Annotated in this window: 21 protein-coding genes; 13 read left to right on the forward strand and 8 right to left on the reverse strand. The window is 72.7% G+C overall.

The features are described from left to right. The first annotated feature begins 27 nt into the window (after positions 1–27). Both DMA15_RS03965 and DMA15_RS03970 read left to right on the forward strand, forming a co-directional pair. Positions 28–1,329: an MFS transporter gene (locus DMA15_RS03965; RefSeq protein WP_206302656.1), complete on the forward strand. Its 1,302-nt coding sequence runs from the start codon at positions 28–30 to the stop codon at positions 1,327–1,329. A gap of 51 nt (positions 1,330–1,380) precedes the next feature. Next, on the forward strand, positions 1,381–2,124 hold the full coding sequence (locus DMA15_RS03970; protein WP_125511273.1) for a maleylpyruvate isomerase family mycothiol-dependent enzyme: 744 nt from the start codon (positions 1,381–1,383) through the stop codon (positions 2,122–2,124). Between the two features lie 78 nt (positions 2,125–2,202). Here DMA15_RS03970 and DMA15_RS03975 read toward each other — a convergent pair whose 3' ends face one another. Continuing rightward, positions 2,203–2,622, reverse strand: coding sequence for a MarR family transcriptional regulator (locus DMA15_RS03975; protein WP_125511274.1), 420 nt, complete (start codon positions 2,620–2,622; stop codon positions 2,203–2,205). A gap of 89 nt (positions 2,623–2,711) precedes the next feature. On the opposite strand from DMA15_RS03975, the gene DMA15_RS03980 reads away from it, so the two are divergent. Together DMA15_RS03980 and DMA15_RS03985 are read left to right on the forward strand one after the other, a co-directional pair. Then, positions 2,712–4,220 carry an MFS transporter gene (locus DMA15_RS03980; RefSeq protein WP_125511275.1) on the forward strand — a complete coding sequence of 503 codons (1,509 nt, stop codon included), beginning with the start codon at positions 2,712–2,714 and terminating at the stop codon, positions 4,218–4,220. Between the two features lie 75 nt (positions 4,221–4,295). Further along, positions 4,296–4,601, forward strand: a complete 306-nt coding sequence (locus DMA15_RS03985) for a DUF6332 family protein (protein ID WP_125511276.1) — start codon at positions 4,296–4,298, stop codon at positions 4,599–4,601. Here the strand turns inward: DMA15_RS03985 and DMA15_RS03990 are convergent. Beyond that, complete coding sequence (locus tag DMA15_RS03990; RefSeq protein ID WP_125511277.1) at positions 4,562–5,227, reverse strand: response regulator transcription factor; 666 nt, start codon at positions 5,225–5,227, stop codon at positions 4,562–4,564. The genes DMA15_RS03985 and DMA15_RS03990 overlap by 40 nt on opposite strands. Continuing rightward, a complete protein-coding gene (locus DMA15_RS03995) occupies positions 5,224–6,504 on the reverse strand; it encodes a sensor histidine kinase (protein ID WP_125511278.1) in 1,281 nt (426 codons plus the stop codon). Before DMA15_RS03995 ends, DMA15_RS03990 begins: the two co-directional genes overlap by 4 nt. Before the next feature lie 165 nt (positions 6,505–6,669). On the opposite strand from DMA15_RS03995, the gene DMA15_RS04000 reads away from it, so the two are divergent. From DMA15_RS04000 to DMA15_RS04015, 4 genes are read left to right on the forward strand one after another with little or no spacing between them, the layout of a single operon-like run. Continuing rightward, on the forward strand, positions 6,670–7,017 hold the full coding sequence (locus tag DMA15_RS04000) for a helix-turn-helix transcriptional regulator (RefSeq protein ID WP_240659670.1): 348 nt from the start codon (positions 6,670–6,672) through the stop codon (positions 7,015–7,017). A 4-nt stretch (positions 7,018–7,021) separates the two neighbouring features. Then, positions 7,022–7,594: a hypothetical protein gene (locus DMA15_RS04005; RefSeq protein WP_125511279.1), complete on the forward strand. Its 573-nt coding sequence runs from the start codon at positions 7,022–7,024 to the stop codon at positions 7,592–7,594. Next, on the forward strand, positions 7,591–8,112 hold the full coding sequence (locus DMA15_RS04010) for a hypothetical protein (RefSeq protein WP_125511280.1): 522 nt from the start codon (positions 7,591–7,593) through the stop codon (positions 8,110–8,112). The genes DMA15_RS04005 and DMA15_RS04010 overlap by 4 nt, the downstream gene beginning before the upstream one ends. A gap of 56 nt (positions 8,113–8,168) precedes the next feature. Beyond that, entirely contained in the window at positions 8,169–8,366 is a 198-nt protein-coding gene (locus DMA15_RS04015; RefSeq protein ID WP_125511281.1) for a hypothetical protein, read from the forward strand. A gap of 53 nt (positions 8,367–8,419) precedes the next feature. Here DMA15_RS04015 and DMA15_RS04020 read toward each other — a convergent pair whose 3' ends face one another. Then, positions 8,420–9,622 carry a geranylgeranyl reductase family protein gene (locus tag DMA15_RS04020; protein ID WP_125511282.1) on the reverse strand — a complete coding sequence of 401 codons (1,203 nt, stop codon included), beginning with the start codon at positions 9,620–9,622 and terminating at the stop codon, positions 8,420–8,422. Positions 9,623–9,757: 135 nt separating this feature from the next. Here DMA15_RS04020 and DMA15_RS04025 point away from each other — a divergent pair, with 135 nt between their 5' ends. After that, entirely contained in the window at positions 9,758–11,113 is a 1,356-nt protein-coding gene (locus DMA15_RS04025; RefSeq protein ID WP_125511283.1) for a dipeptidase, read from the forward strand. A 34-nt stretch (positions 11,114–11,147) separates the two neighbouring features. Here the strand turns inward: DMA15_RS04025 and DMA15_RS04030 are convergent, their stop codons facing one another. Further along, on the reverse strand, positions 11,148–12,191 hold the full coding sequence (locus DMA15_RS04030) for an NUDIX hydrolase (RefSeq protein WP_125511284.1): 1,044 nt from the start codon (positions 12,189–12,191) through the stop codon (positions 11,148–11,150). 295 nt (positions 12,192–12,486) lie between these two features. On the opposite strand from DMA15_RS04030, the gene DMA15_RS04035 reads away from it, so the two are divergent. From DMA15_RS04035 to DMA15_RS04045, 3 genes are all read left to right on the forward strand, one after another. Beyond that, positions 12,487–12,885 (forward strand): STAS domain-containing protein, encoded by a 399-nt coding sequence (locus tag DMA15_RS04035; RefSeq protein ID WP_125511285.1) that lies wholly within the window; start codon positions 12,487–12,489, stop codon positions 12,883–12,885. A gap of 89 nt (positions 12,886–12,974) precedes the next feature. Further along, the gene (locus DMA15_RS04040; RefSeq protein WP_125511286.1) at positions 12,975–13,166 is read left to right on the forward strand and encodes a CsbD family protein; all 192 of its coding nucleotides are present in this window, start codon (positions 12,975–12,977) and stop codon (positions 13,164–13,166) included. A gap of 281 nt (positions 13,167–13,447) precedes the next feature. Continuing rightward, positions 13,448–15,523, forward strand: coding sequence for an NPCBM/NEW2 domain-containing protein (locus DMA15_RS04045; protein ID WP_125511287.1), 2,076 nt, complete (start codon positions 13,448–13,450; stop codon positions 15,521–15,523). Between the two features lie 140 nt (positions 15,524–15,663). Here DMA15_RS04045 and DMA15_RS04050 read toward each other — a convergent pair whose 3' ends face one another. Further along, positions 15,664–16,632: an ROK family protein gene (locus tag DMA15_RS04050; protein WP_125511288.1), complete on the reverse strand. Its 969-nt coding sequence runs from the start codon at positions 16,630–16,632 to the stop codon at positions 15,664–15,666. Positions 16,633–16,850: 218 nt separating this feature from the next. Between DMA15_RS04050 and DMA15_RS04055 the strand changes: the two genes are divergently transcribed. Continuing rightward, a complete protein-coding gene (locus DMA15_RS04055) occupies positions 16,851–17,837 on the forward strand; it encodes a LacI family DNA-binding transcriptional regulator (RefSeq protein WP_240660154.1) in 987 nt (328 codons plus the stop codon). A gap of 48 nt (positions 17,838–17,885) precedes the next feature. Here DMA15_RS04055 and DMA15_RS04060 read toward each other — a convergent pair whose 3' ends face one another. Together DMA15_RS04060 and DMA15_RS04065 are read right to left on the reverse strand one after the other, a co-directional pair. Then, complete coding sequence (locus tag DMA15_RS04060) at positions 17,886–18,365, reverse strand: hypothetical protein (protein ID WP_125511290.1); 480 nt, start codon at positions 18,363–18,365, stop codon at positions 17,886–17,888. 4 nt (positions 18,366–18,369) lie between these two features. Beyond that, complete coding sequence (locus tag DMA15_RS04065) at positions 18,370–20,220, reverse strand: serine/threonine-protein kinase (RefSeq protein ID WP_125511291.1); 1,851 nt, start codon at positions 20,218–20,220, stop codon at positions 18,370–18,372. Positions 20,221–20,266: the final 46 nt, after the last annotated feature.

The following is a 20,266-nucleotide window of genomic DNA, read 5'->3' on the forward strand; positions in this document are numbered from 1 at the left end:
GCCGGTGCGCACCCCTACTCTGACTTTGTGCCGCTACTAAACAAACTCGGGACCGCAGCGCCGCGGCCCACCGCCCCCGACCTCCGCCGCCTGCGGGTGGCGCTCACCGTCTTCTTCGCCCTCGACGGCTTCGTCTTCGCCGGATGGGTCGTCCGCATACCCGCCATCAAGGAGCGCACCGGAGCCTCGGCGAGCCAGCTCGGGCTCGCCCTGCTCGCCGTCTCCGCCGGCGCGGTCATCACGATGACCCTGACCGGACAGCTCTGCAGGCGCTACGGCAGCCTGCCCGTGACGGTCGCCTGCGGGGTGCTGCTGCCGCTGAGCGTGGCGCTGCCGTCGCTCGCGGATTCGGTCCTGGTGCTCTCGCTCGTCCTGCTGGTCTTCGGAGCCGCGTACGGCGGTATCAGCGTCGCGATGAACAGTGCCGCCGTCGACCTGGTGAGCGCGCTGCGGCGGCCCGTGATGCCCAGCTTCCACGCGGCCTTCAGCCTGGGCGGCATGCTCGGCGCGGGCCTCGGCGGCCTGGTCGCGGGGCACCTCTCCCCCACTCCGCATCTGCTCGGCATCACCGTCCTCGGCCTCACGGTCACCGCGGTGACGGCGCCCGCGCTGCTGCGGCGCGGCGCGGCGGACCTCCTGCGGGCACACGCCCCGGCCCGGCCCCAGAGCCCCTCCCACCCGGCGGGCCGCCGCATGGACCGCCGCACGCGCGGCCTCGTCCTGGTCTTCGGGCTCATCGCGCTGTGCACGGCGTACGGCGAGGGCGCCATCGCGGACTGGGGCCCGCTCCACCTGGAGCAGGACCTGCACGCGCACCCGGGCGTCGCCGCCGCGGCCTACTCGTGCTTCGCCTTCGCTATGACCATCGGCCGCCTCTCGGGCACCACGCTCCTGGAACGGCTCGGCCGGACCCGTACCGTGGTCGGCGGTGGCGCGACGGCGTGCGCCGGAATGCTGCTCGGGGCGCTCGCCCCTTCCACGGGCCTCGCCCTCGCGGGCTTCGCCGTCACCGGGCTCGGCCTCGCCAACATCTTCCCCGTGGCGGTCGAACGCGCGGGCGCGCTCGCCGGTCCGAGCGGTGTCGCCGCCGCGTCGACGCTCGGCTACGGCGGGATGCTCCTCGGGCCGCCCCTCATCGGGTTCATGGCGGACTGGTACTCGCTGCCCACCGCCCAGACGAGCGTGGCCGTGCTGGCCGGGGCCGCCGCGTGCATCGGCTTCGCGACCCGGCGTACGGAGCGCGCGGAGTCCAAGGACCGTATGGAGACCAGGGACCGTGCGGAGCACACAGCGCACGTGGAGCGCAAGGAATCCACGGAAACGGTCTGACATATTCCGGAGGCTTCCGTTCGAGTGCGCTCCGTCCGACACAATCCCCGCATGGACATTTCCCGACACATTCAAGTAGTCAGCGAAGAAGGGCAGTTGCTGGCCCGGGCCGCCGGGGAGGCCGGGCCCGACGCCAAGGTGCCCACCTGTCCGGACTGGGAGGTGCGTGACCTGCTGCGGCACACGGGGATGGTGCACCGCTGGGCCGCTGCGTTCATCACGGAGCGGCGCACCGAGTTCCGGCTCGGCGGGCAGCTGCCGGATCTGGACGGCGCGGCGCTCCTCGACTGGTTTCGCGAGGGGCACGCCGCGCTGGTCGACACGCTCACCTCCGCACCGCCCGACGTCGAGTGCTGGGCGTTCCTGCCCGCCCCCTCGCCGCTGGCCTTCTGGGCACGGCGGCAGGCGAACGAGACGACCGTCCACCGGGTCGACGCCGAGGCGGCGCGCGGCGGCACCCCGTCGCCGGTGGGCGTCGAGTTCGCCGTGGACGGGATCGAGGAGCTGCTGCTCGGCTTCCACGCCCGCGAGAAGAGCCAGGTGCGCAGCGAGGTGCCCCGGGTGCTGCGGGTGCGGGCCACGGACGCGGGCGCCGAGTGGAGTTGGACCGTACGCCTCTCGGACGGTCCGCCGGTCGCGGAGCGCGGCGTGACGGCTCCCGCCGACTGCGAGGTGTCCGGGCAGGCGGCGCGGCTCTATCTGGCGCTGTGGAACCGGCTACCGTTCCCCGAGGTGAGCGGGGACCGTTCGCTCGCGGCGCTGTGGCGGCAGAAGTCCGCCATCGTCATGCGGTAAGAGGCGGCGGCGAGGCCGACCCGACGGGCGCCCCGGTGGGCGCCGCGCTCAAGGGGGCGGAGGCCGCGAGCCCCCCGCTCAGCCGCCGCACTCGGCGCCCTCCGCGCCGTCGGCGAGCATCCGCTTGAGGACGGCCCGCTGCAGGGGCCGCACCTCGCGGTGGAGTTCGCGCCCCTTGTCGGTCAGGGAGACCCGTACGCCTCGCCGGTCCTCGCTGCACATGCCGCGCTCCACGAGTCCGTCCTTGTCCAGGCGGCCGATGAGGCGGGAGAGCGCGCTCTGGCTCAGATGGACCTGCGCCGAGATCTCCTGCACGCGGAAGGTGCAGCCGCCGTCGTCCGACGATCCCTCGGCCAGTACGTCGAGGACCTCGAAGTCGCTCGCCCCGAGGCCGTACGGATGCAGCTCACGGTCGAGTTCGCACAGTGTGCGCGCGTGCACCGCGAGAATGCCACGCCATTGGTCCACGAGCCCTTGCTCGGCCGTTTTCGCCGCCATGACATCGCACGGTAGCAGAGAACACCCTCATTGTTGCATCGGCATTAAATGCGCTTGCACTCAATGCATATGCATGTACCTTACTGCGCATGACTTCTCCGCTCACGGCTGTCTCCGCGTCCCCGGAGCGCTGGACCCCGCGTCTGTGGGGCACGCTGCTGGTGCTCTGCGCCGCGATGTTCCTGGACGCCCTCGACGTATCGATGGTGGGCGTCGCCCTGCCCTCCATCGGCTCCGAACTGAACCTCTCCACCTCGACCCTCCAGTGGGTCGTCAGCGGCTACATCCTCGGCTACGGAGGACTGCTGCTCCTCGGCGGACGCGCCGCCGACCTGCTCGGCCGCCGCCGGGTCTTCCTCATCGCGCTCGGCGTCTTCGCGCTCGCCTCCCTGCTCGGCGGCTTCGTCGACTCGGGCCCGCTGCTGATCGCCAGCCGCTTCATCAAGGGCCTGAGCGCCGCGTTCACCGCACCCGCCGGCCTGTCCATCATCACCACCACGTTCGCCGAGGGCCCGGTCCGCAACCGCGCCCTCACCATCTACACCACCTGCGCCGCCACCGGCTTCTCCATGGGCCTGGTCCTCTCCGGACTGCTCACCGAGGCCAGCTGGCGCCTGACGATGCTGCTGCCCGCACCCATCGCGCTCCTCGCGCTGATCGCCGGCGTCAAGCTGATCCCGCGCAGCGCCCGCGAGAAGAACAAGGGCGGCTACGACGTGCCCGGCGCCGTCACCGGCACGGCCGCCATGCTGCTGCTCGTCTTCACCGTCGTGGAGGCCCCCGAGGCCGGCTGGGCATCGGCCCGCACGCTCCTGTCGTTCCTCGCCGCGGCCGTCCTGCTCGCCGTCTTCGTACGCATCGAACTGCGCACCGCGAGCCCGCTCGTCCGGCTCGGCGTGCTGCGCTCGGGGCCCCAACTGCGGGCGCAGCTGGGCGCGATGACGTTCTTCGGCGGCTATGTGTCCTTCCAGTTCCTCGCCACGCAGTACTTCCAGTCGCTGCTCGGCTGGTCCGCGCTGGAGACCGCGCTCGCCTTCCTGCCCGCGGGCGCGCTGGTCGCCCTGTCGTCCACGAAGGTCGGCTCGGTGATCGACCGGTTCGGCACGCCCCGCGTGATCGTCGCCGGGTTCGTGCTGCTGGTCGCCTCATATGTGCTGTTCCTGCGGATCAGCCTCACTCCCGCGTACGCGGCCGTGGTGCTGCCGTCGATGATCCTGCTCGGCCTCGCGTGCGCCCTGGTCTTCCCCTCGCTCAACATCCAGGCCACCAACGGCGTGGACGACGACGAGCAGGGCATGGTCTCCGGGCTGCTCAACACCTCGATCCAGGTGGGCGGCGCGATCTTCCTCGCGATCGTCACGGCCGTCGTCACCGCGTCCTCCCACGCGGACGACTCCTCGCCGCAGGCCGTCCTCGACAGCTTCCGGCCGGGCCTGATCGTGGTGACCGTCATCGCGGTCGCCGGGCTCCTCATCACCCTCACCGGGCTGCGGACACGGCGTACGCCGGAGTCGGTCGTCGTCACCAAGTCGGTGCCGGTGCCTGTGTCGGTGTCGGCAGAGGAGGCCGACCGGGACCCCGTGGCCGTCCGCGACTGAGCCTCCCACGGAGGTGAGCCGGGTGCCCGGCGGCGGCACTTGCCCGCCGGGCACCCGGCTGTGACACTTCCCGACATGGCAGCAACGGGGTCTTCGGGGCGGCGTTCGGCCGCCGAGCGGGACGCGATCACCATCGAGATCGGGTACGCGCTCGTCAGCGGGGCGGTCGTCGCCCTCGCCTTCATCGGTGTGGTGATCGCCGGTCCGCTCCTGGCGTTCGACCCGCCGCCCGCCGTCGTGGGCGTGCTCAAGGTGGCGGGGGTCTCGCTGGCCTCGGTGGCGTTCATCGCACGCGTGGCCACCGTGCTGTGGAAGTTCCACAGCCGGGGCGCGCGGACCGCTCAGCCCAGCCAGCCTGGGCGGACCAGCCCCGACTCGTAGGCAAGGACGACCAGTTGGGCGCGGTCGCGGGCGCCCAGCTTCACCATCGTGCGGCTCACGTGCGTCTTGGCGGTGAGCGGGCTGACGACCAGGCGGCGGGCGATCTCCTCGTTCGAGAGGCCGATGCCGACCAGCGCCATGACCTCCCGCTCCCGCTCGGTCAGCCCGGCGAGGGCGTCGGCCGCGGCGGGCTCCTTGGAGCGGGCCGCGAACTCGGCGATGAGCCGCCGGGTCACGCCGGGTGAGAGCAGCGCGTCGCCCTCGACCACCGCCCGCACCGCGCGCAGCAGTTCCTCGGGCTCGGTGTCCTTGACGAGAAAACCGGAGGCTCCGGAGCGGATCGCCTCGAAGACGTACTCGTCGAGTTCGAAGGTGGTGAGCATGACCACCCTCACGCCGTCCAGACCGGGCTCGCCGGTGATCCGGCGGGTCGCGGCGAGGCCGTCGAGCAGCGGCATGCGGATGTCCATCAGCACGACGTCGGGGCGCACTTCGCGCACCCTGCGCACCGCTTGCTCACCGTCCGCGGCCTCGCCGACGACCCCGATGTCGGGCTGTGCGTCCAGGAGCGCCTTGAAGCCCGCCCTGACCAGCAACTGGTCGTCAGCGAGCAGTACGCGGATCACTGGCCCTCCCGGGGTGCCGTGCGGGCCTCGCCGTCCCGGGGTGCCGTCAGAGGCAGTACGGCGGTCACGCGGAAGCCGCCGTCCGGGCGCGGGCCCGCCTCGATCGTGCCACCCAGGGCCGCGGCGCGCTCCCGCATCCCGGCAAGTCCGTTGCCGCTGCCGCCCGCGTCGGCGCCGGTAGCGGGTCCGTCGTCGTCGACGCGCAGAGTCAGCGCCGCCTTCTCGTGGCGCACCAGCACGCGCGCGTGGCGTGAGCCCGAGTGGCGTACGACGTTGGTCAGCGCCTCCTGGAGGATGCGGAACGCGGCGAGGTCCGCGCCCGGCGGCACCTTCGCGGGGGCGCCCTGCGTGATGACGTCGACGGTGAGCCCCGCACTCCCGGCCTGCTCGACGAGTTCGGGGAGGCGGTCGAGCCCGGGTGCGGGAGCGCGGGGCGCCTCGCCGGGGGCGCGCAGGGTGTCCAGGACCTGGCGGACCTCTCCCAGCGCCTCCTTGCTTGCGGCCTTGATGGTGGTGAGGGCGGTGCGGGCCTGTTCCGGGTCGGAGTCGAGCAGGGCGAGGCCCATGCCCGCCTGGACGTTGATGACGGAGATGCTGTGGGCGAGGACGTCGTGCAGCTCGCGGGCCATGCGCAGCCGCTCCTCGTCGGCACGCCGCTCTGCGGCCCGCGCGCGCTCGGCCCGCTCCTTGTCCCCCTGTTCACGGCGTACGCGGCCCAGCTCGGAGACGGCGACGATCGCGACGACCCAGGCGGCGACCACCAGCTGCCCGCTCCAGGGGCTCGCCCCGTCGCCGCCGGGCGGCAGCCACTGGTAGAGCCAGTGCGCGAGGAGCAGATGCCCGGCCCAGAGCACGCCGACCGCGCCCCACGCGGCCCGCCGGTGCCCCGCCACGACCGCGGCGAAGCAGGCCACGGCGACGGTGAGCAGCACCGGGCCGTAGGGGTATCCGGCACCGAGGTAGACCAGCGTCACGGCAGTGGTGGCGTACGCGACGGTGGCCGGGGAGCGGTGGCGCAGCAGGAGCACGGCCGTGGCCAGGAGGAGCAGCACCCGGGCGAAGGGGTCGAGCGCCACGCGGTCGGGCTGGCCGTCTCCGGCGAAGCCGGAGCCGATCTGTACGAAGGCGAGGAGCGCGAGCGTCGTGGGCCAGGGCAGGCGGGGACCCGTCCCTTCCGGCGTCCGGGAGTTCCACCACACCGGTCCGTGCCGCCACACCGGCGGTCCGCCCCGCGCCGGGGGCGGACCGCCCGGCCCGCGTTCGCGCTGCTCGTCCATGCCGGTCACGCTATGCCGCACGCGGGCCTGCGGGCGTCCGCCGGGCGAGGTGATCACGCGTACTCCCGCGGGAGTATCCGCCCTCGCCCATAACCGTCCCCCGCGCCGCACAGCCTCTCACCTGGGCGCTTGTTATGCAGGTCAGCCCCATACTAGAGTTTAGGTATGGCCAAGACGCCGCGCATGACACTGCAGACCCAGCTGGTGCTGCGGACACTCCTTGAGACCCCCGCCCGGGCCCGCTACGGCCTCGAACTCTCCGAGGCCGCGGGCCTGCCGACCGGCACGATCCATCCGATACTCGCCCGCCTGGAGAACGCGGGCTGGCTGGAGTCGTTCTGGGAGGACACCGGCGAGATCGAGAAGACCGATCCGCCGCGCCCGCGCCGCCGCTACTACCGCTTCACGCAGAGCGGTGCCGAATCCGCCCGCCTCGCCCTCGCGCAGGCCTACAACGGCGGGGCGACCTCGGCCCGGTTGCGTCCGGTCGCCGAGGGCCCGGGAGGGGTGTAGCGGGATGGCAGGCTTCAGCGAAGACGACTACCTCATGGACCCCCATCAGAGCTTCGTGAACCTCAGCCCCGGCGACGGCACGGAGGACGGCCCCTCGGTAGGCACCCTGCGCTTTCTCGGCAGCGTGGACATGGAACCGCCGACGCGGCGCACCTCCCTGACCTGCCCCAACGGACACGCTTCGACGATGCACGACTGGTGCGACATCTGCGGTCACCGGATGCCCGGCAACCCGCCCTACTCCAGCGGTGCGGCGGCGATGGCCCGCGCCGCCGAGTACGAGGCGACAGCCACGCCCGACGCGACCGCGACGGAGACCACCGGGCCCGGGGGCGCCGAAGTCCTGGCGCCCCCGCCCGAAAGCCGCTCCAGGCGCAGCAGGTGCGTCAACCTCGCGGCCCGCCTCCTGCCCTGCCAGGACCGGGAACGGTGGCTGGAGGAGTGGCAGGCCGAGTGGTTCGATCTCGGCGCTCGCCCCGCGCGCGTACGCGTCGCGTTCGTGGCGCGCCTCGTCCTGCACAGCGGGCCCCGGCTCGCCTGGCTGCTGCGCGTCGGACGCCCCAAGGAGACGGCATGACCGGCCGGTTACCCGTAAGGGAGAAGCCGCACTTCACGAGGGAGCGGGCCGAGAGCCTGGCGGCGTACAACGCGGCGCTCGCCGCGATGCAGCGCCTCTTCGCCTCCCCGGCGATGGAGAAGTGGGTGAAGGAGAACCTCACCGCGCTCACGGGCAGACCCACGACCGTCAACCGGAGCCGCCCCCTGCTGACGCTCGACGACGACGAACTCCGCGGGGTGCTGCACTTCGTCCGGGCACAGCGGCTGAGGGAGGACGGCCTGGACCGCCCGGCCGCGCGGCACGCGGTGGCTCCGTCCCGACCCGGCCCGCCCGGGCCCCGGCTGATCTCGCTGGCGGTCACGCTGCTGCCCGGAGCGGAGCGCGGCCGTTGGGCGGAGGAGTGGGCCGCCGAATGGGCCGATCTCTCCGAACGCCCCCTGCGCACACGCTGGTCGTACCTCGCCCGGCTGGTCCTCCACGGCGCGCCCAGGCTCGCCTGGAGCGCCCGCCGCGCCGCACGCCGGGGGACGGCGTGAACCGGCCGGACCCTCCCTTCGGACCCGTCAGGAACCACCCGACAGGAGATCACCTGATGTCACTCCAGGACGGCGGGGCCGTCATCCGCCTGCGCTATCTGCCCGGCACCGGCTTCGCTCTGGCGGGCGCCGTCGCCGCGGGCATCACCTGGGAGTACGTCCCCCAGCCCGGCACCTGGCCCCTCGCCGTGATCGCGGCGGTGGCCATGGTGTGCGACGCGGTCATCATCGCCGCACGCGGCGGGCGCGGGTAACGGCACCGCCGCCCCTCGCGGTGGGCGCGGATAACCGCACCGCCGCCCCGACCTCAGCGCTCTATCTTGCTCAGCGCTCGCCCCGCCAGCGGATGCGTCCGTACCAGTTCGCCCAGTGTCGTCGTGCCGCGGGTGATCTTCGCGAAGGCGTTCCACGCGGGGCGGAAGCCCGTGACCGCCGCGTGGAACACACCGGGACGGCGCTCGAAGATCTGGAGCAGGCGGCGTCCCACGCTCATCTCGACGCCGAGGCCCGCCTTGATGGCGAACGCGTAGTTCAGCGCCTGGCGGCGGGCGTCCACCGCGTCGTGCGCCTCCGCGATCCGGACCGCCCACTCTCCCGCGAGACGCCCGGAGCGCAGCGCGAAGGAGATGCCCTCGCGGGTCCACGGCTCCAGGAGACCCGCCGCGTCGCCGCAGACCAGGACCCGGCCGCGGGAGAGCGGGGAGTCGTCGCTGCGGCAGCGGGTGAGGTGCCCGGAGGAGATGCTGGGCTCGAAGCCGGCGAGGCCGAGCCGGGCGATGAAGTCCTCCAAGTACCGCTTGGTGGCGGCGCCTTCGCCGCGCGCGGAGATCACGCCGACGGTCAGGGTGTCGCCCTTGGGGAAGACCCAGCCGTAACTGCCGGGCATCGGGCCCCAGTCGAGGAGGACGCGCCCCGCCCAGTCCTCGGCGACGGTCTCGGGCACCGGGATCTCCGCCTCCAGACCGAGGTCGACCTGGTCGAGCTTGACCCCGACATGGGCTCCTATGCGGCTGGCGCTGCCGTCGGCGCCGACCACGGCGCGGGCCAGGACGGTCTCGCCGCCCTGCAGCATCACGGCGACGGTCCGCCGGTCGGGCACCTCGGGGCCGTGCTGCTCCACGCGCGCGACGGTGACGCCCGTGCGCAGCTCGGCGCCCGCCTTCTGGGCGTGCTCGACGAGCTGCTGGTCGAACTCGGGGCGGTTGATGAGCCCGAAGAGCGTCTGCCGGGAGCGGCGCGTGCGCGTGAACTTGCCGTCGAGGGAGAACGTCACCGCGTGCACCCGGTCGCGCAGCGGCAGCTCGAAGCCGGGCGGCAGGGCATCGCGCGAGGGGCCGATGATGCCGCCGCCACACGTCTTGTAGCGCGGCAGTTCGGCCTTCTCCAGGAGCAGCACGCTGCGTCCCGCGACGGCCGCCGCATAGGCCGCCGATGCCCCCGCGGGGCCGGCTCCGACCACGACGACGTCCCACACGTACCGGGCGTCGTCCGCTGAGTTCTCGCTGCTCACGTTGGTCTACCGCTCCTGATCCCGCTGTTGGCCGCGCTTTCCCCTGGCATCCTACGGCGGACCCCTGCGGGTCTCTCCTGTGGGAGGATCGCAGGCATCCACAGATACAACGTCGCACCTACGAGGAGCGTGCCCATGTCGCCGGATCCGATCGCCGAGACCGTCGCCTCACTCATGCCGAGGGCGAAGGCCGAGCTGACCGAACTGGTGGCCTTCAAGTCGGTGGCGGACTTCGCGCAGTTCCCGAGGAGCGAGAGCGAGGCCGCCGCGAACTGGGTGGCTGACGCGCTGCGCGCCGAGGGCTTCCAGGACGTCGCGCTGCTCGACACCCCGGACGGCACGCAGTCGGTGTACGGCTTCCTGCCGGGCCCCGCGGGCGCGCCGACCGTCCTGCTGTACGCGCACTACGACGTGCAGCCGCCGCTCGACGAGGCCGGCTGGATCACTCCGCCGTTCGAGCTGACCGAGCGCGAGGGACGCTGGTACGGCCGGGGCAGCGCCGACTGCAAGGGCGGCCTCATCATGCACCTGCTCGCGCTGCGCGCCCTGAAGGCGAACGGCGGCGTCCCGGTGAGCGTCAAGGTGATCGTGGAGGGCTCGGAGGAGCAGGGCACGGGCGGCCTCGAGCGGTACGCGGAGGCGCACCCCGAGCTGCTCGCGGCCGACACGGTCGTCATCGGCGACGCGGGCAACTTCCAGGTCGGTCTGCCGACGGTGACGGCGACGCTCCGCGGCATGACCCTCGTACGCGTCAGCGTGGACACCCTTGAGGGGAATCTGCACTCGGGGCAGTTCGGCGGCGCCGCCCCGGACGCGCTCGCCGCGCTGGTGCGCGTGCTCGACTCGCTGCGCGCCGAGGACGGCTCGACGACCGTCGACGGTCTGACGGGCGAGGCCGTCTGGGACGGGCTTCAGTACGAAGAGGACAGCTTCCGCAAGGACGCCAAGGTCCTCGACGGCGTGCGGCTGATCGGTGAGGGCACGGTCGCCGACCGGATCTGGGCGCGGCCCGCCGTCACCGTCATCGGCATCGACTGCCCGCCGGTGGTCGGCGCGACGCCGTCGGTGCAGGCGAGCGCGCGGGCGCTGATCAGCCTGCGGGTGCCGCCGGGCGTGGACGCCGCCGAGGCGACGAAGCTGCTCCAGGCCCATCTGGAGGCGCACACTCCGTGGGGCGCTCGGGTGCACAGCGAGCAGATCGGGCAGGGGCAGGCGTTCCGCGCGGACACCACGAGCCCGGCGTACACGGCGATGGCCGAGGCGATGGGCGAGGCCTATCCGGGCCAGGAGATGCAGTTCGCGGGCCACGGGGGCTCGATCCCGCTCTGCAACACCCTCGCCTCGCTCTACCCGGACGCGGAGATCCTGCTGATCGGTCTGAGCGAGCCCGAGGCGCAGATCCACGCGGTCAACGAGAGCGTGTCGCCGCAGGAGCTGGAGCGCCTCTCGGTCGCCGAGGCGCTGTTCCTCCGGAAGTACGCGGCGAGCTGACCGCCCGAGGTCCGGCCTTCGCCGGCGGGGACGGCTAGCCGTCGATCGGGGCGCCCGCCTCCAGGTAGAGCGCGGCGCCCCGTTCGCGTGCGCGCAGCGCCCACCGCAGCCGTTCGTAGCGCACCGAGGGCAGCAGGTCGGCGGCTTCCTGTTCGGTGACGAAGCGCCAGTCGCGCAGTTCGGGGCCGGGCAGCAGCATGCGGTGGACCTCGGTGCTGTCGAGCCGGCCGCCGTCGAAGAGGAACCGCATCCCTCCGTAGCCGGGCGGTTTCGGCGGTTCCCAGTCGGCGACCAACAGGCGGAGGTCGTCGGGGAGTTGGATGCCGGTCTCCTCGGCGACCTCGCGTACGCCCGCGCGCGCCGGTGCCTCGCCGGGTTCTACGACGCCGCCGGGGAACTCCCAGCCCGCCTTGTACGTGGGGTCGACGAGCAGCACCCGGTCCTGTTCGTCGAAGAGCAGCACACCGGCGGCGAGGGTCTCCGCGGTGGGCTCGGGGGTCTGCACGATGTCGCAGGCGGACGCGGCGCCGGTGCGCACGGCGTCGGCGAGGTGTGCGGCGGTCTCGTGGGGGGTGAGGGCGCTGGTGTCGACGCGGTGGGCGTCCGCGCCGAGCCAGCCGGCGAGGGCCGTGCGGTACGGCTCGATGTGTTCGAACGACCACTGCCGTACGCGCAGGTCGCCGTCGGGCAGGTCCGGCGGCACCTCGCGGCCGGATATCCGCTCGCGCAGGATCGTTTCGTCCGGGGCGAGCACGATGTGGCGTACGGGAATCCTGCGCGAGGCGAGGCCGCCGAAGATCTCGTCGCGGTACTCCTGGCGCAGCAGTGTCATCGGCACCACGAGGACACCGCCCACTTCGGCGAGGAGCGCGGCCGCCGTGTCGACGACGAGGCGGCGCCAGATCGGCAGGTCCTGGTAGTCACTCACCTCGGCGAGGCGCTTGGGCGGCAGCAGATGGGGCAGGGCGCCGCCGATGACTTCCGGGTCGAAGAGCGTGCTGTTCGGGATCAGCTCGATCAGTTCCCGTGCGGCACTGGTCTTGCCCGCACCGAACGCGCCGTTGATCCAGACGATCACGGTTCCCCCTCATCCGTCGGCCCCCTGTGGCTTGCCCGCAACACCCTGTCATGGAAACCAGGCGCTGATGGGTGAGGAAGTCTGGCGCCACCGGACGCGATGTCAAGCGGCTTGTTTAATTTTCACCCGATCGCATGATGCTGGCTTTTCGAGAATCGTTCCCGCACTCCGCAGTGCGCCGGGCCCGGCTAGCGTGACTTCCCAGGCGCCCCGGTCCCCGGCGCCCCGAAAGAAATGGCATTCCCGATGCGCCGCCCCCCCTCGGGGGAGATCGGCGCCGGCGCTGGGGGGATTGATGCGGCAGGACGAACTGAGCGAGTACACGTGCGAGGGCCTCGCTCAACCGCGGGTATACGGGCTCGACCAGAAGATCGTGGTCGAGCTGCGCGGTGAGATCGACCTCGTGGCCTACCAGCGGATGGTCCCGCTGTTCGACGCCGTGGCCGCGGGCCCGGAGCCGGTCGTGATCGTCGATCTGAGCGAGGTCGGCTTCTTCGACTGTTCCGGGATCTCGTTGCTGATGCGGGCCCACCGACGGGTGAGCGACAGAGGCGGCGTGCTGCGCGTCGTCTGCACCCACCCGCTGACCCTCCGCTTGCTGCGCCTCACGGACCTCACCGACACCCTCTCCCCCGCGCCGACCGTGGGAGCGGCGCTGGCCGCCCTCGACGATGTCACGCAGCGCGACGCTTGAGCGAGCGCGCCGAGCCTCCTCGTCTTACGTTGGCCGGGTAGGTCCACCGCCGCGAACGGCGGAGGACAGTGCACGACAGAGGAGTGACCATGGGTGACAAGGGCGGCATGGACAAGCTGAAGGGCAAGGCCAAGGAGATGACCGGCAAGGCCACCGGCGACAAGCGCCGCGAGGCCGAGGGCAGGACGGACCGGACCAAGGGCGAGGCCAAGGACGCCATGGAGTCCGCCCGTGACAAGGCCAAGGGCATGAAGGACTCGCTGAAGCGGAACGATTCCTAAGGACTTTCCGGCCTTCTGGCCTGCCGCGCCCCCCGCTTTTCGTGGGGGGCGCTCGCCTGTTCCCCCTGTGCCTCACCGCCCCCGCCCGACATCGGGCGGGGGCGCCGTGCTGCTCGGGGTGGCGCGGCCTGGCTCGGCGCGGGGTGACTTGGCCTGTTCGTACCCCCTGTTTCTCGAAGCGACTCTTGCGGTGGGAGACGGCCCACGGATAGTAGGAGTGCGGCTCCGGCGGCCGCGCACCCGCAGCACGCCATCTTCCGCGAGTACGGAGGAACGTAACGATGCGTCATCTCCTCTCCCGCACCATCTCCCGAAGAGCGGTCGGATCGCTCGCCGCCGCAGTGTTGTGCGCCGGTGGCCTCGCCGCTCCCGCCGCCGCGCGCGACACGGCCGAGCGGCCCGCCACCGACGGGACCGCCGCGCGGCAGGCCGCCGTCGAACCGGACCTGAAGCTCCCCGACGGCCTTGCGACCACTCCGCCCATGGGCTTCAACAACTGGAACTCCACGCACTGCAGGGCCGAGTTCAACGAAGCGATGATCAAAGGAATCGCGGACATCTTCGTCGAGAAGGGCCTGAAGGAGGCCGGTTATCAGTACGTCAATCTCGACGACTGCTGGGCGCTTCCGCAGCGCGATGCCAACGGAAAGCTGGTCCCCGATCCCCAGCGTTTCCCCAACGGAATCAAGGCGGTTGCCGACTATGTCCACTCCAAGGGTCTGAAGTTCGGCATCTACACCAGCGCGGGCACGAAGACCTGCAACGAGGCCGGGTTCCCGGGCGCGCTCGGTCATGAGCGCAGCGACGCCCAGCAGTTCGCGGAGTGGGGCGTCGACTACCTCAAATACGACAACTGCAACAACCAAGGCGTGGACGCCAAGAAGCGGTACATCGCGATGCGTGACGCGCTCAAGGCGGCCTCCGAGACCACCGGCAGGCCCATCGTCTACAGCATCTGCGAATGGGGCGAGAACAAGCCATGGGAGTGGGCCGCGGACGTCGGCCACCTGTGGCGCACCACCGGCGACATCAGCGACAACTGGAACTCGATGTTGTCGATCATGAAGAAGAATCTGCCGCTCGACGAGTACGCCGGTCCGGGGCACTGGAACGACCCCGACATGCTGGAGGTCGGCAACGGCGGCATGACGGACACCGAGTACCGCACGCACTTCTCGATGTGGTCGATCATGGCCGCGCCGCTGCTCATCGGGTCCGACCTGCGCAAGGCCACCCCCGAGACCTTTGAGATCCTCGGCAACAAGGAAGTCATCGCCGTCGACCAGGACCCGCTCGGCAAGCAGGGCAAGGTCGTCTCCTCGCAGGACGGCCGGTGGGTCGTCGCCAAGGAGATGAAGGACGGCAGCCGGGCCGTCGCCCTCTTCAACGAGAGCGGCACCGCGCAGACCGTCTCCACGACCGCGAAGGCGGTCGGGCTGCCGGACGCCCCCGCGTACACGCTGCGCGACCTGTGGCGGCACAAGAGCTACCACACGGCGGGCAGGATCTCCGCGACCGTCCCCGCGCACGGTACGGTGCTGCTGCGCGTGGCGGCCGACGGCAAGTGGGCCTCGCATCCGCCCGCCGTGGAACTCGGCGTGGACGGCGGTGACTTCTTCGAGCCCGGCAAGCGCACGCCGCTCACCACGTCGGTCACCAACCTCGGCCGCGTCCCGGCCCGCCAGGTGACCGCCAAGGTCGAGGCGCCCGGCGGCTGGCAGGTCGAGGCGACCTCGCCCACCACCGCCCGGTCGCTGTCCCCCGGCAAGACCTTGCGCACGACGTGGCAGGTCACCGCACCGCCGGGAACCGCCCCGGGAGCGTACGACGTGACGATCGCCGCGACCTACCGCTCCCCCACGGGCACGCGCGCCGAGAACGTCCTGCCCCTGAGCGCGCGGGTGGTCCTCGCGCCGCCCTCGGGCGCCTCGGCGCTCGGCGATCTGCCGTGGCTCTCGATGAGCAACGGCTGGGGGCCCGTGGAACGCAACACCAGCAACGGCGAGGGCGCGGCCGGTGACGGCAGGCCGATCACCATCAACGGGAAGGTGTACGCCAAGGGGCTCGGCGCGCACGCCGCGAGCGACGTCGCCTTCTACACCGGAAAGGCCTGCGAGAAGGTGACCGCGGAGGTCGGAGTCGACGACGAGACACGCACCGACGGCACGATCGCCTTCGAGATCTGGGCGGACGGCAAGAAGGTGGCGTCGACGGGCACCCTGACCAACGCGATGCCGGCCCAGCCGCTCTCCGCGGACGTGACCGGTGCCCAGGTCGTCCGCCTGGTCGTCACGGACGGCGGCGACGGGATCTTCGCCGATCACGGCGACTGGGGCGAGGCGACGCTCCACTGCTGACGCGTGCGCCTGGGGGGGCTCCGGCTGACGCCCACCCCGGAGGCGCGTTCCGCGTAGGCGGTACGCGAGAGTGGTTCGAGCCCGCGTACCGCCCAAGGGCACCTGATCCGGCCGCGCGGCTGGATCAGGTGCCCTTGGCCTCAGCCGCCCACCGCGGAACGCGAGCCGGCCGTCACGCTCGACGGGTCGCTGAGTGCTGCCGCCGCCGCGCCCACCAGGCCCGCGTCCGTGCCCATCAGGGCGGGGGCCACGGTCAGGCGGCGTACGAACGACAGCGTGGCGTAGTCGCGCAGGGCACGGCGCAGCGGGGTGAAGAGGATGTCGCCCGCCTTCGCCACTCCCCCGCCGATCACCGCGATGTCGATCTCGACGAGCGTGGCCGTGGCGGCGATCCCGGCGGCCAGCGCCTGGGCGGCCCGCTCGAAGGAGGCGAGCGCGACGGGATCACCGGCGCGGGCGGCGCTCGCGACGGCCGCCGCCGAGGTGTCGCCGTCGGGACCCGGGAGCCAGCCGCCCTCCACGGCACGGCGGGCGATGTTCGGGCCGCTGGCGATGCGCTCGACGCAGCCGCGCGCCCCGCACGGGCAGGGGTCGCCGTCGAGGTCGACGCTGATGTGACCGATGTGGCCCGCGTTCCCCGTGGGGCCCGGGTGGAGCTTGCCGCCGAGGACGAGGCCGCCGCCGACGCCGGTGGAGACCACCATGCACAGCGCGTTGTCGTGGCCCCGGGCCGCGCCCTGCCAGTGCTCGGCCGCGGTCATCGCCACCCCGTCGCCGACCAGTTGGACGGGGAGCCCGCCCGTCACCGCGCGGACCCGCTCCACCAGCGGATAGCCGCGCCAGCCAGGGACGTTGACGGGGCTGACCGTGCCCGCCGAGGCGTCCACCGGCCCCGCGCTGCCGATGCCGACGGCGGTGACCCCGCGCCAGAGGCCGTCCGCGGTCAGCTCGCCGATGACCCCCTCGACCGCCCGCATCACCGTGTCGCCGTCCTCGCGCGCGGGCGTCGGCCGCTGGGCGCGCAGCAGGATGCGGCCCCGCCCGTCCACCAGGGCGCCGGCGATCTTGGTGCCGCCGATGTCGAGTGCGGCGACGAGGTCCATGTGCATCTGTGTCGGGTCTCCTGGTGTAAGGGCAGGCCGGAGAGTGCGAAGGTCAGTCTCCCTCGCATCTGACAACGTTGTCCAGGCCCTATGCTCGACGCCACGTGCTCAGGGGCGGCCGCATGCCCCGGGCGATCCGTGGACGACAGGACAGGACAGGACAGCGCACCGTGGCCGACACCGCCGCCCGACGACCCGACAACCGCTACGGCAACCGTCCGACCATGAAGGACGTCGCCGCCCGCGCGGGAGTGGGCCTGAAGACGGTCTCGCGGGTGGTGAACGGCGAGCCCGGTGTCACCCCGGACACCGAACGCCGCGTCCAGGAGGCCATCGAGGCCCTGGGATTCCGCCGCAACGACAGCGCGCGCGTACTGCGCAAGGGCCGCACGGCCAGCATCGGCCTCGTCCTGGAGGATCTCGCGGATCCCTTCTACGGCCCGCTGAGTCGCGCTGTCGAGGAGGTCGCCCGGGCGCACGGCGCGCTGCTCATCAACGGTTCGAGCGCCGAGGACCCGGACCGCGAGCAGGAGTTGGTGCTCGCGCTCTGCGCGCGCCGGGTCGACGGGCTCGTCATCATCCCGGCCGGTGACGACCACCGCTATCTGGAGCCGGAGATCGCCGCCGGGGTGGCGACGGTCTTCGTGGACCGGCCCGCCGGGAAGATCGACGCCGATGTGGTGCTCTCCGACAGCTACGGCGGCGCGCGGGACGGCGTCGCGCACCTCATCGCGCACGGCCACCGCCGGATCGGCTTCATCGGCGACCAGCCGCGCATCCACACCGCCATAGAGCGGCTGCGCGGCTACCGCGCCGCGATGGAGGACGCGGACATCGCCGTCGACGAGGCGTGGGTGTCACTGGGCGTCACCGATCCGGAGCGGGTCCGCGCGGCGGCCGAGGCGATGCTCTCCGGTCCCGAGCCGGTGACGGCGGTCTTCGCGGGCAACAACCGCGTGACCGTCACGGTCGTACGGGTCCTGGCCGCCCTCGACCGGCCCGTGGCGCTGGTGGGCTTCGACGACATCGAGCTGGCCGATCTGCTGGACCCCGGCGTGACGGTCGTCGCGCAGGACGCGGCACAGCTCGGCCGGACGGCGGCGGAGCGGCTCTTCCGGCAGCTCGACGGCGCGTCCGGGGCCCCGGAGCGGGTCGAGCTGCCGACGCGGCTCATCACGCGCGGGTCGGGCGAACTGCCGCCTGCCGACTGATCGGCCCCCGGCCGCTCTCGGGGCAGGAAGCTCTCGGGGCCAGGACCCTCAGGGCCAGAAGACGACCGCGAGGGCGATCAGCGTGCCGAGAGCCACGAGGCCGCCGACGGCACCTGCGACGAGAGCGGCCTTCTGGGCGGCGGGCTTCCGTTCCCGCCAGCCCAGCTCCCCGGTCACGCCCCGGATCAAGCGGTGCCCGTCGGCGGAGGAGAAGGAGTGCCGCTCGGAGCCGTCCAGGGAGCGGCTCCACGTGCGGTACCGCGCCCGGCCGGTCTCCACGGTCCTCCGCGTGGTCCCGAACGGTCCGCGCTCGTGGGTGTGGACCACGTCCGCCAGCGTGAACGTCCCCTCGGCGGGGAGCAGCACGACGCGGTAGGTGTGCACGCGGCGCCCGCCCGGCAGCGGGACGTCCACGATGAGGTCGAACCCCCGCTCCGTCCAGCGGTAGCGGTACGGCGTGCCGGTGGTCGCGGCCTCGACGCGGGCGCGCAGCTCGTCGGCGGCGTGCGCGCCGGAGGGTCCGTTCATGGCGTCAGCAGGTGGGCAGGCCGGGCAGCGGCTTGTCGTTGTCGCCGCCCTTGATGTAGACGTCGCTGACGAAGACGCCGGTGTTGCCGCTGTCGTCGTCCGTCTTCGCCCACCAGACGTTCGTCCACTCGCCGTGGGTCTCGCGGCGGCCCAGGTTCTGCTGGCAGTAGAAGTAGTTCGTGCCCGCGTTGAGGGTGCCCGCCTCGGCGCCGGATGCGGTGTACGACTTCGCGGTGCGCCACACCGAGCAGTTGTACTTGCCGCCGCCGATGGGGTGGCAGACGGGGTCCTCGGCGGAGCCGCCACCGCCGCCCGGCTTGCTTCCGCCGGTCGGCCTGGAGGTGGGGTCGGGGCGCGAGGCGGGCTCGTCCCGGTCCTTGGCCTTCTCCCCGCCCTCCCCGGCGTCCCCGGCCTCGCCCTTGTCGCGGTCCGTGCCGTCGGTGCCGTCCTTGCCACTGCCCTTGGAGCGCTTCGCGTCCGGTTCGCGGGACTTCCCGGCGCCCTGCCCGGCAGGCTTGGGGCGCTTCGACTCGCCGCCCAGCGGTCCGCTGCTGCCGTCGTCCTCCGCCGAACCGGAACCGTCGGCCGCGGTGTCCTGCCGTGCCTGGCCGCCGGTGTCGTCCTTGCCGTTCAGGAACGCGACGGTCGCGCCGGTCACCGCGAGCACCACGATCACGCCGACCGCCGCGAGCAACGCCCCGCCGCGGCGCGGGCGTTGCGTGGAGCGCGTCTCCCGGCGAGAAGGGGGCACCGACGCGGCGGAAGCCCCCGGGAACGCCCCGACCGGCGAGGCCTGAGCCGGATGGGACTGAGCCGGATGGGAGTGGGCCGGATGGGAGTTGGCCGGAGACGGCTGGGCCGGATGGGACTGGAGCGGGGACGGCTGGGCCGGGGACGCCTGCCCCGCGGAAGGCGGCGGTCCGAAGCCCGGCGGTGGCGTGTTCGGGATGCTGCGCTCCGTGCCCGGGCGCGGACCGAACCCGGCCGCGCCCCCCGGCCCCATCGCCGCGACGCCGTCGAGCAGCTGCCGCGCCGCGTCCGCGTCGGGGCGCGCCTGCGGATCCTTGTCCATGAGCCGGCGCAGTACGGGGGTCAGCGGGCCGGAGCGGCGCGGCTCGGGCAGCGGGTCCACGACGATCGCGGTGAGCGTGGACCACGTCGACGTACGGCGGAAGGGCGAGGAACCCTCGACCGCGGCGAACAGGGTGGCGCCGAGCGCCCAGACGTCCGAGGCGGGGCCCGGGTCGTGGCCCTGGGCGCGCTCGGGCGCCAAGTAGTCGAGCGAGCCGACCAGTTCGCCGCTGCGGGTGAGGTGCGTGGCCGAGCCGTCGCCGGGGTCGTCCATCGTGGCGATGCCGAAGTCGGTGAGGACGACGCGGCCGCCGCTCTCCAGGAGGATGTTCCCCGGCTTCACGTCGCGGTGCAGCACGCCCACGCGGTGGGCGGCGGCCAGCGCTTCCATGACCTTGGCGCCGATGGCCGCGGCCTCGCGGGGGTCCAGGGTGCCGCGCTCGCGCAGCACGTCGTCGAGGGAGGGCCCGTCGACCAGCTCCATGACGATCAGGGGCCGTCCGTCGACCTCCGCCACGTCGTGCACGGCGACGACTCCGGGATGGCGCACGCGGGCGGCCGCGCGGGCCTCGCGCTGCATCCGCAGGCGCAGATCGGCCAGCTCCGGTCCCGCCACGTCCGTATACGTCCGCAGTTCCTTCACCGCGACCTCGCGGTGCAGCACCTCGTCGACCGCGCGCCATACGACGCCCATGCCGCCGCGGCCGAGCTGTGCCACGACGCGATAGCGCCCGGCGAGGAGTCTGCCCGCCTCGCCCGTCTGTTCCTGGTCCCCCGACAACACCGCTGCCCCGTCCGTGTGACGCCACTTTCCGTGGCGTACAGAGTAC

This window comes from Streptomyces sp. WAC 01529, assembly GCF_003945545.1.
Classification (GTDB): domain Bacteria; phylum Actinomycetota; class Actinomycetes; order Streptomycetales; family Streptomycetaceae; genus Streptomyces; species Streptomyces anatolicus.

Excerpts from the sequence above, each read along its gene's own strand:
- DMA15_RS04050 (WP_125511288.1), bottom strand. The coding sequence starts at position 16,632 with ATGCACATGGACCTCGTCGCCGCACTCGACATCGGCGGCACCAAGATC.
- DMA15_RS04015 (WP_125511281.1), top strand. The coding sequence starts at position 8,169 with ATGTCACTCCAGGACGGCGGGGCCGTCATCCGCCTGCGCTATCTGCCC.
- DMA15_RS03985 (WP_125511276.1), top strand. The coding sequence starts at position 4,296 with ATGGCAGCAACGGGGTCTTCGGGGCGGCGTTCGGCCGCCGAGCGGGAC.
- DMA15_RS03995 (WP_125511278.1), bottom strand. The coding sequence starts at position 6,504 with ATGGACGAGCAGCGCGAACGCGGGCCGGGCGGTCCGCCCCCGGCGCGG.
- DMA15_RS04035 (WP_125511285.1), top strand. The coding sequence starts at position 12,487 with ATGCGGCAGGACGAACTGAGCGAGTACACGTGCGAGGGCCTCGCTCAA.
- DMA15_RS04000 (WP_240659670.1), top strand. The coding sequence starts at position 6,670 with ATGGCCAAGACGCCGCGCATGACACTGCAGACCCAGCTGGTGCTGCGG.
- DMA15_RS04025 (WP_125511283.1), top strand. The coding sequence starts at position 9,758 with ATGTCGCCGGATCCGATCGCCGAGACCGTCGCCTCACTCATGCCGAGG.
- DMA15_RS03980 (WP_125511275.1), top strand. The coding sequence starts at position 2,712 with ATGACTTCTCCGCTCACGGCTGTCTCCGCGTCCCCGGAGCGCTGGACC.
- DMA15_RS04045 (WP_125511287.1), top strand. The coding sequence starts at position 13,448 with ATGCGTCATCTCCTCTCCCGCACCATCTCCCGAAGAGCGGTCGGATCG.
- DMA15_RS03975 (WP_125511274.1), bottom strand. The coding sequence starts at position 2,622 with ATGGCGGCGAAAACGGCCGAGCAAGGGCTCGTGGACCAATGGCGTGGC.
- DMA15_RS04010 (WP_125511280.1), top strand. The coding sequence starts at position 7,591 with ATGACCGGCCGGTTACCCGTAAGGGAGAAGCCGCACTTCACGAGGGAG.
- DMA15_RS03970 (WP_125511273.1), top strand. The coding sequence starts at position 1,381 with ATGGACATTTCCCGACACATTCAAGTAGTCAGCGAAGAAGGGCAGTTG.
- DMA15_RS04060 (WP_125511290.1), bottom strand. The coding sequence starts at position 18,365 with ATGAACGGACCCTCCGGCGCGCACGCCGCCGACGAGCTGCGCGCCCGC.
- DMA15_RS04005 (WP_125511279.1), top strand. The coding sequence starts at position 7,022 with ATGGCAGGCTTCAGCGAAGACGACTACCTCATGGACCCCCATCAGAGC.
- DMA15_RS04040 (WP_125511286.1), top strand. The coding sequence starts at position 12,975 with ATGGGTGACAAGGGCGGCATGGACAAGCTGAAGGGCAAGGCCAAGGAG.
- DMA15_RS04055 (WP_240660154.1), top strand. The coding sequence starts at position 16,851 with ATGAAGGACGTCGCCGCCCGCGCGGGAGTGGGCCTGAAGACGGTCTCG.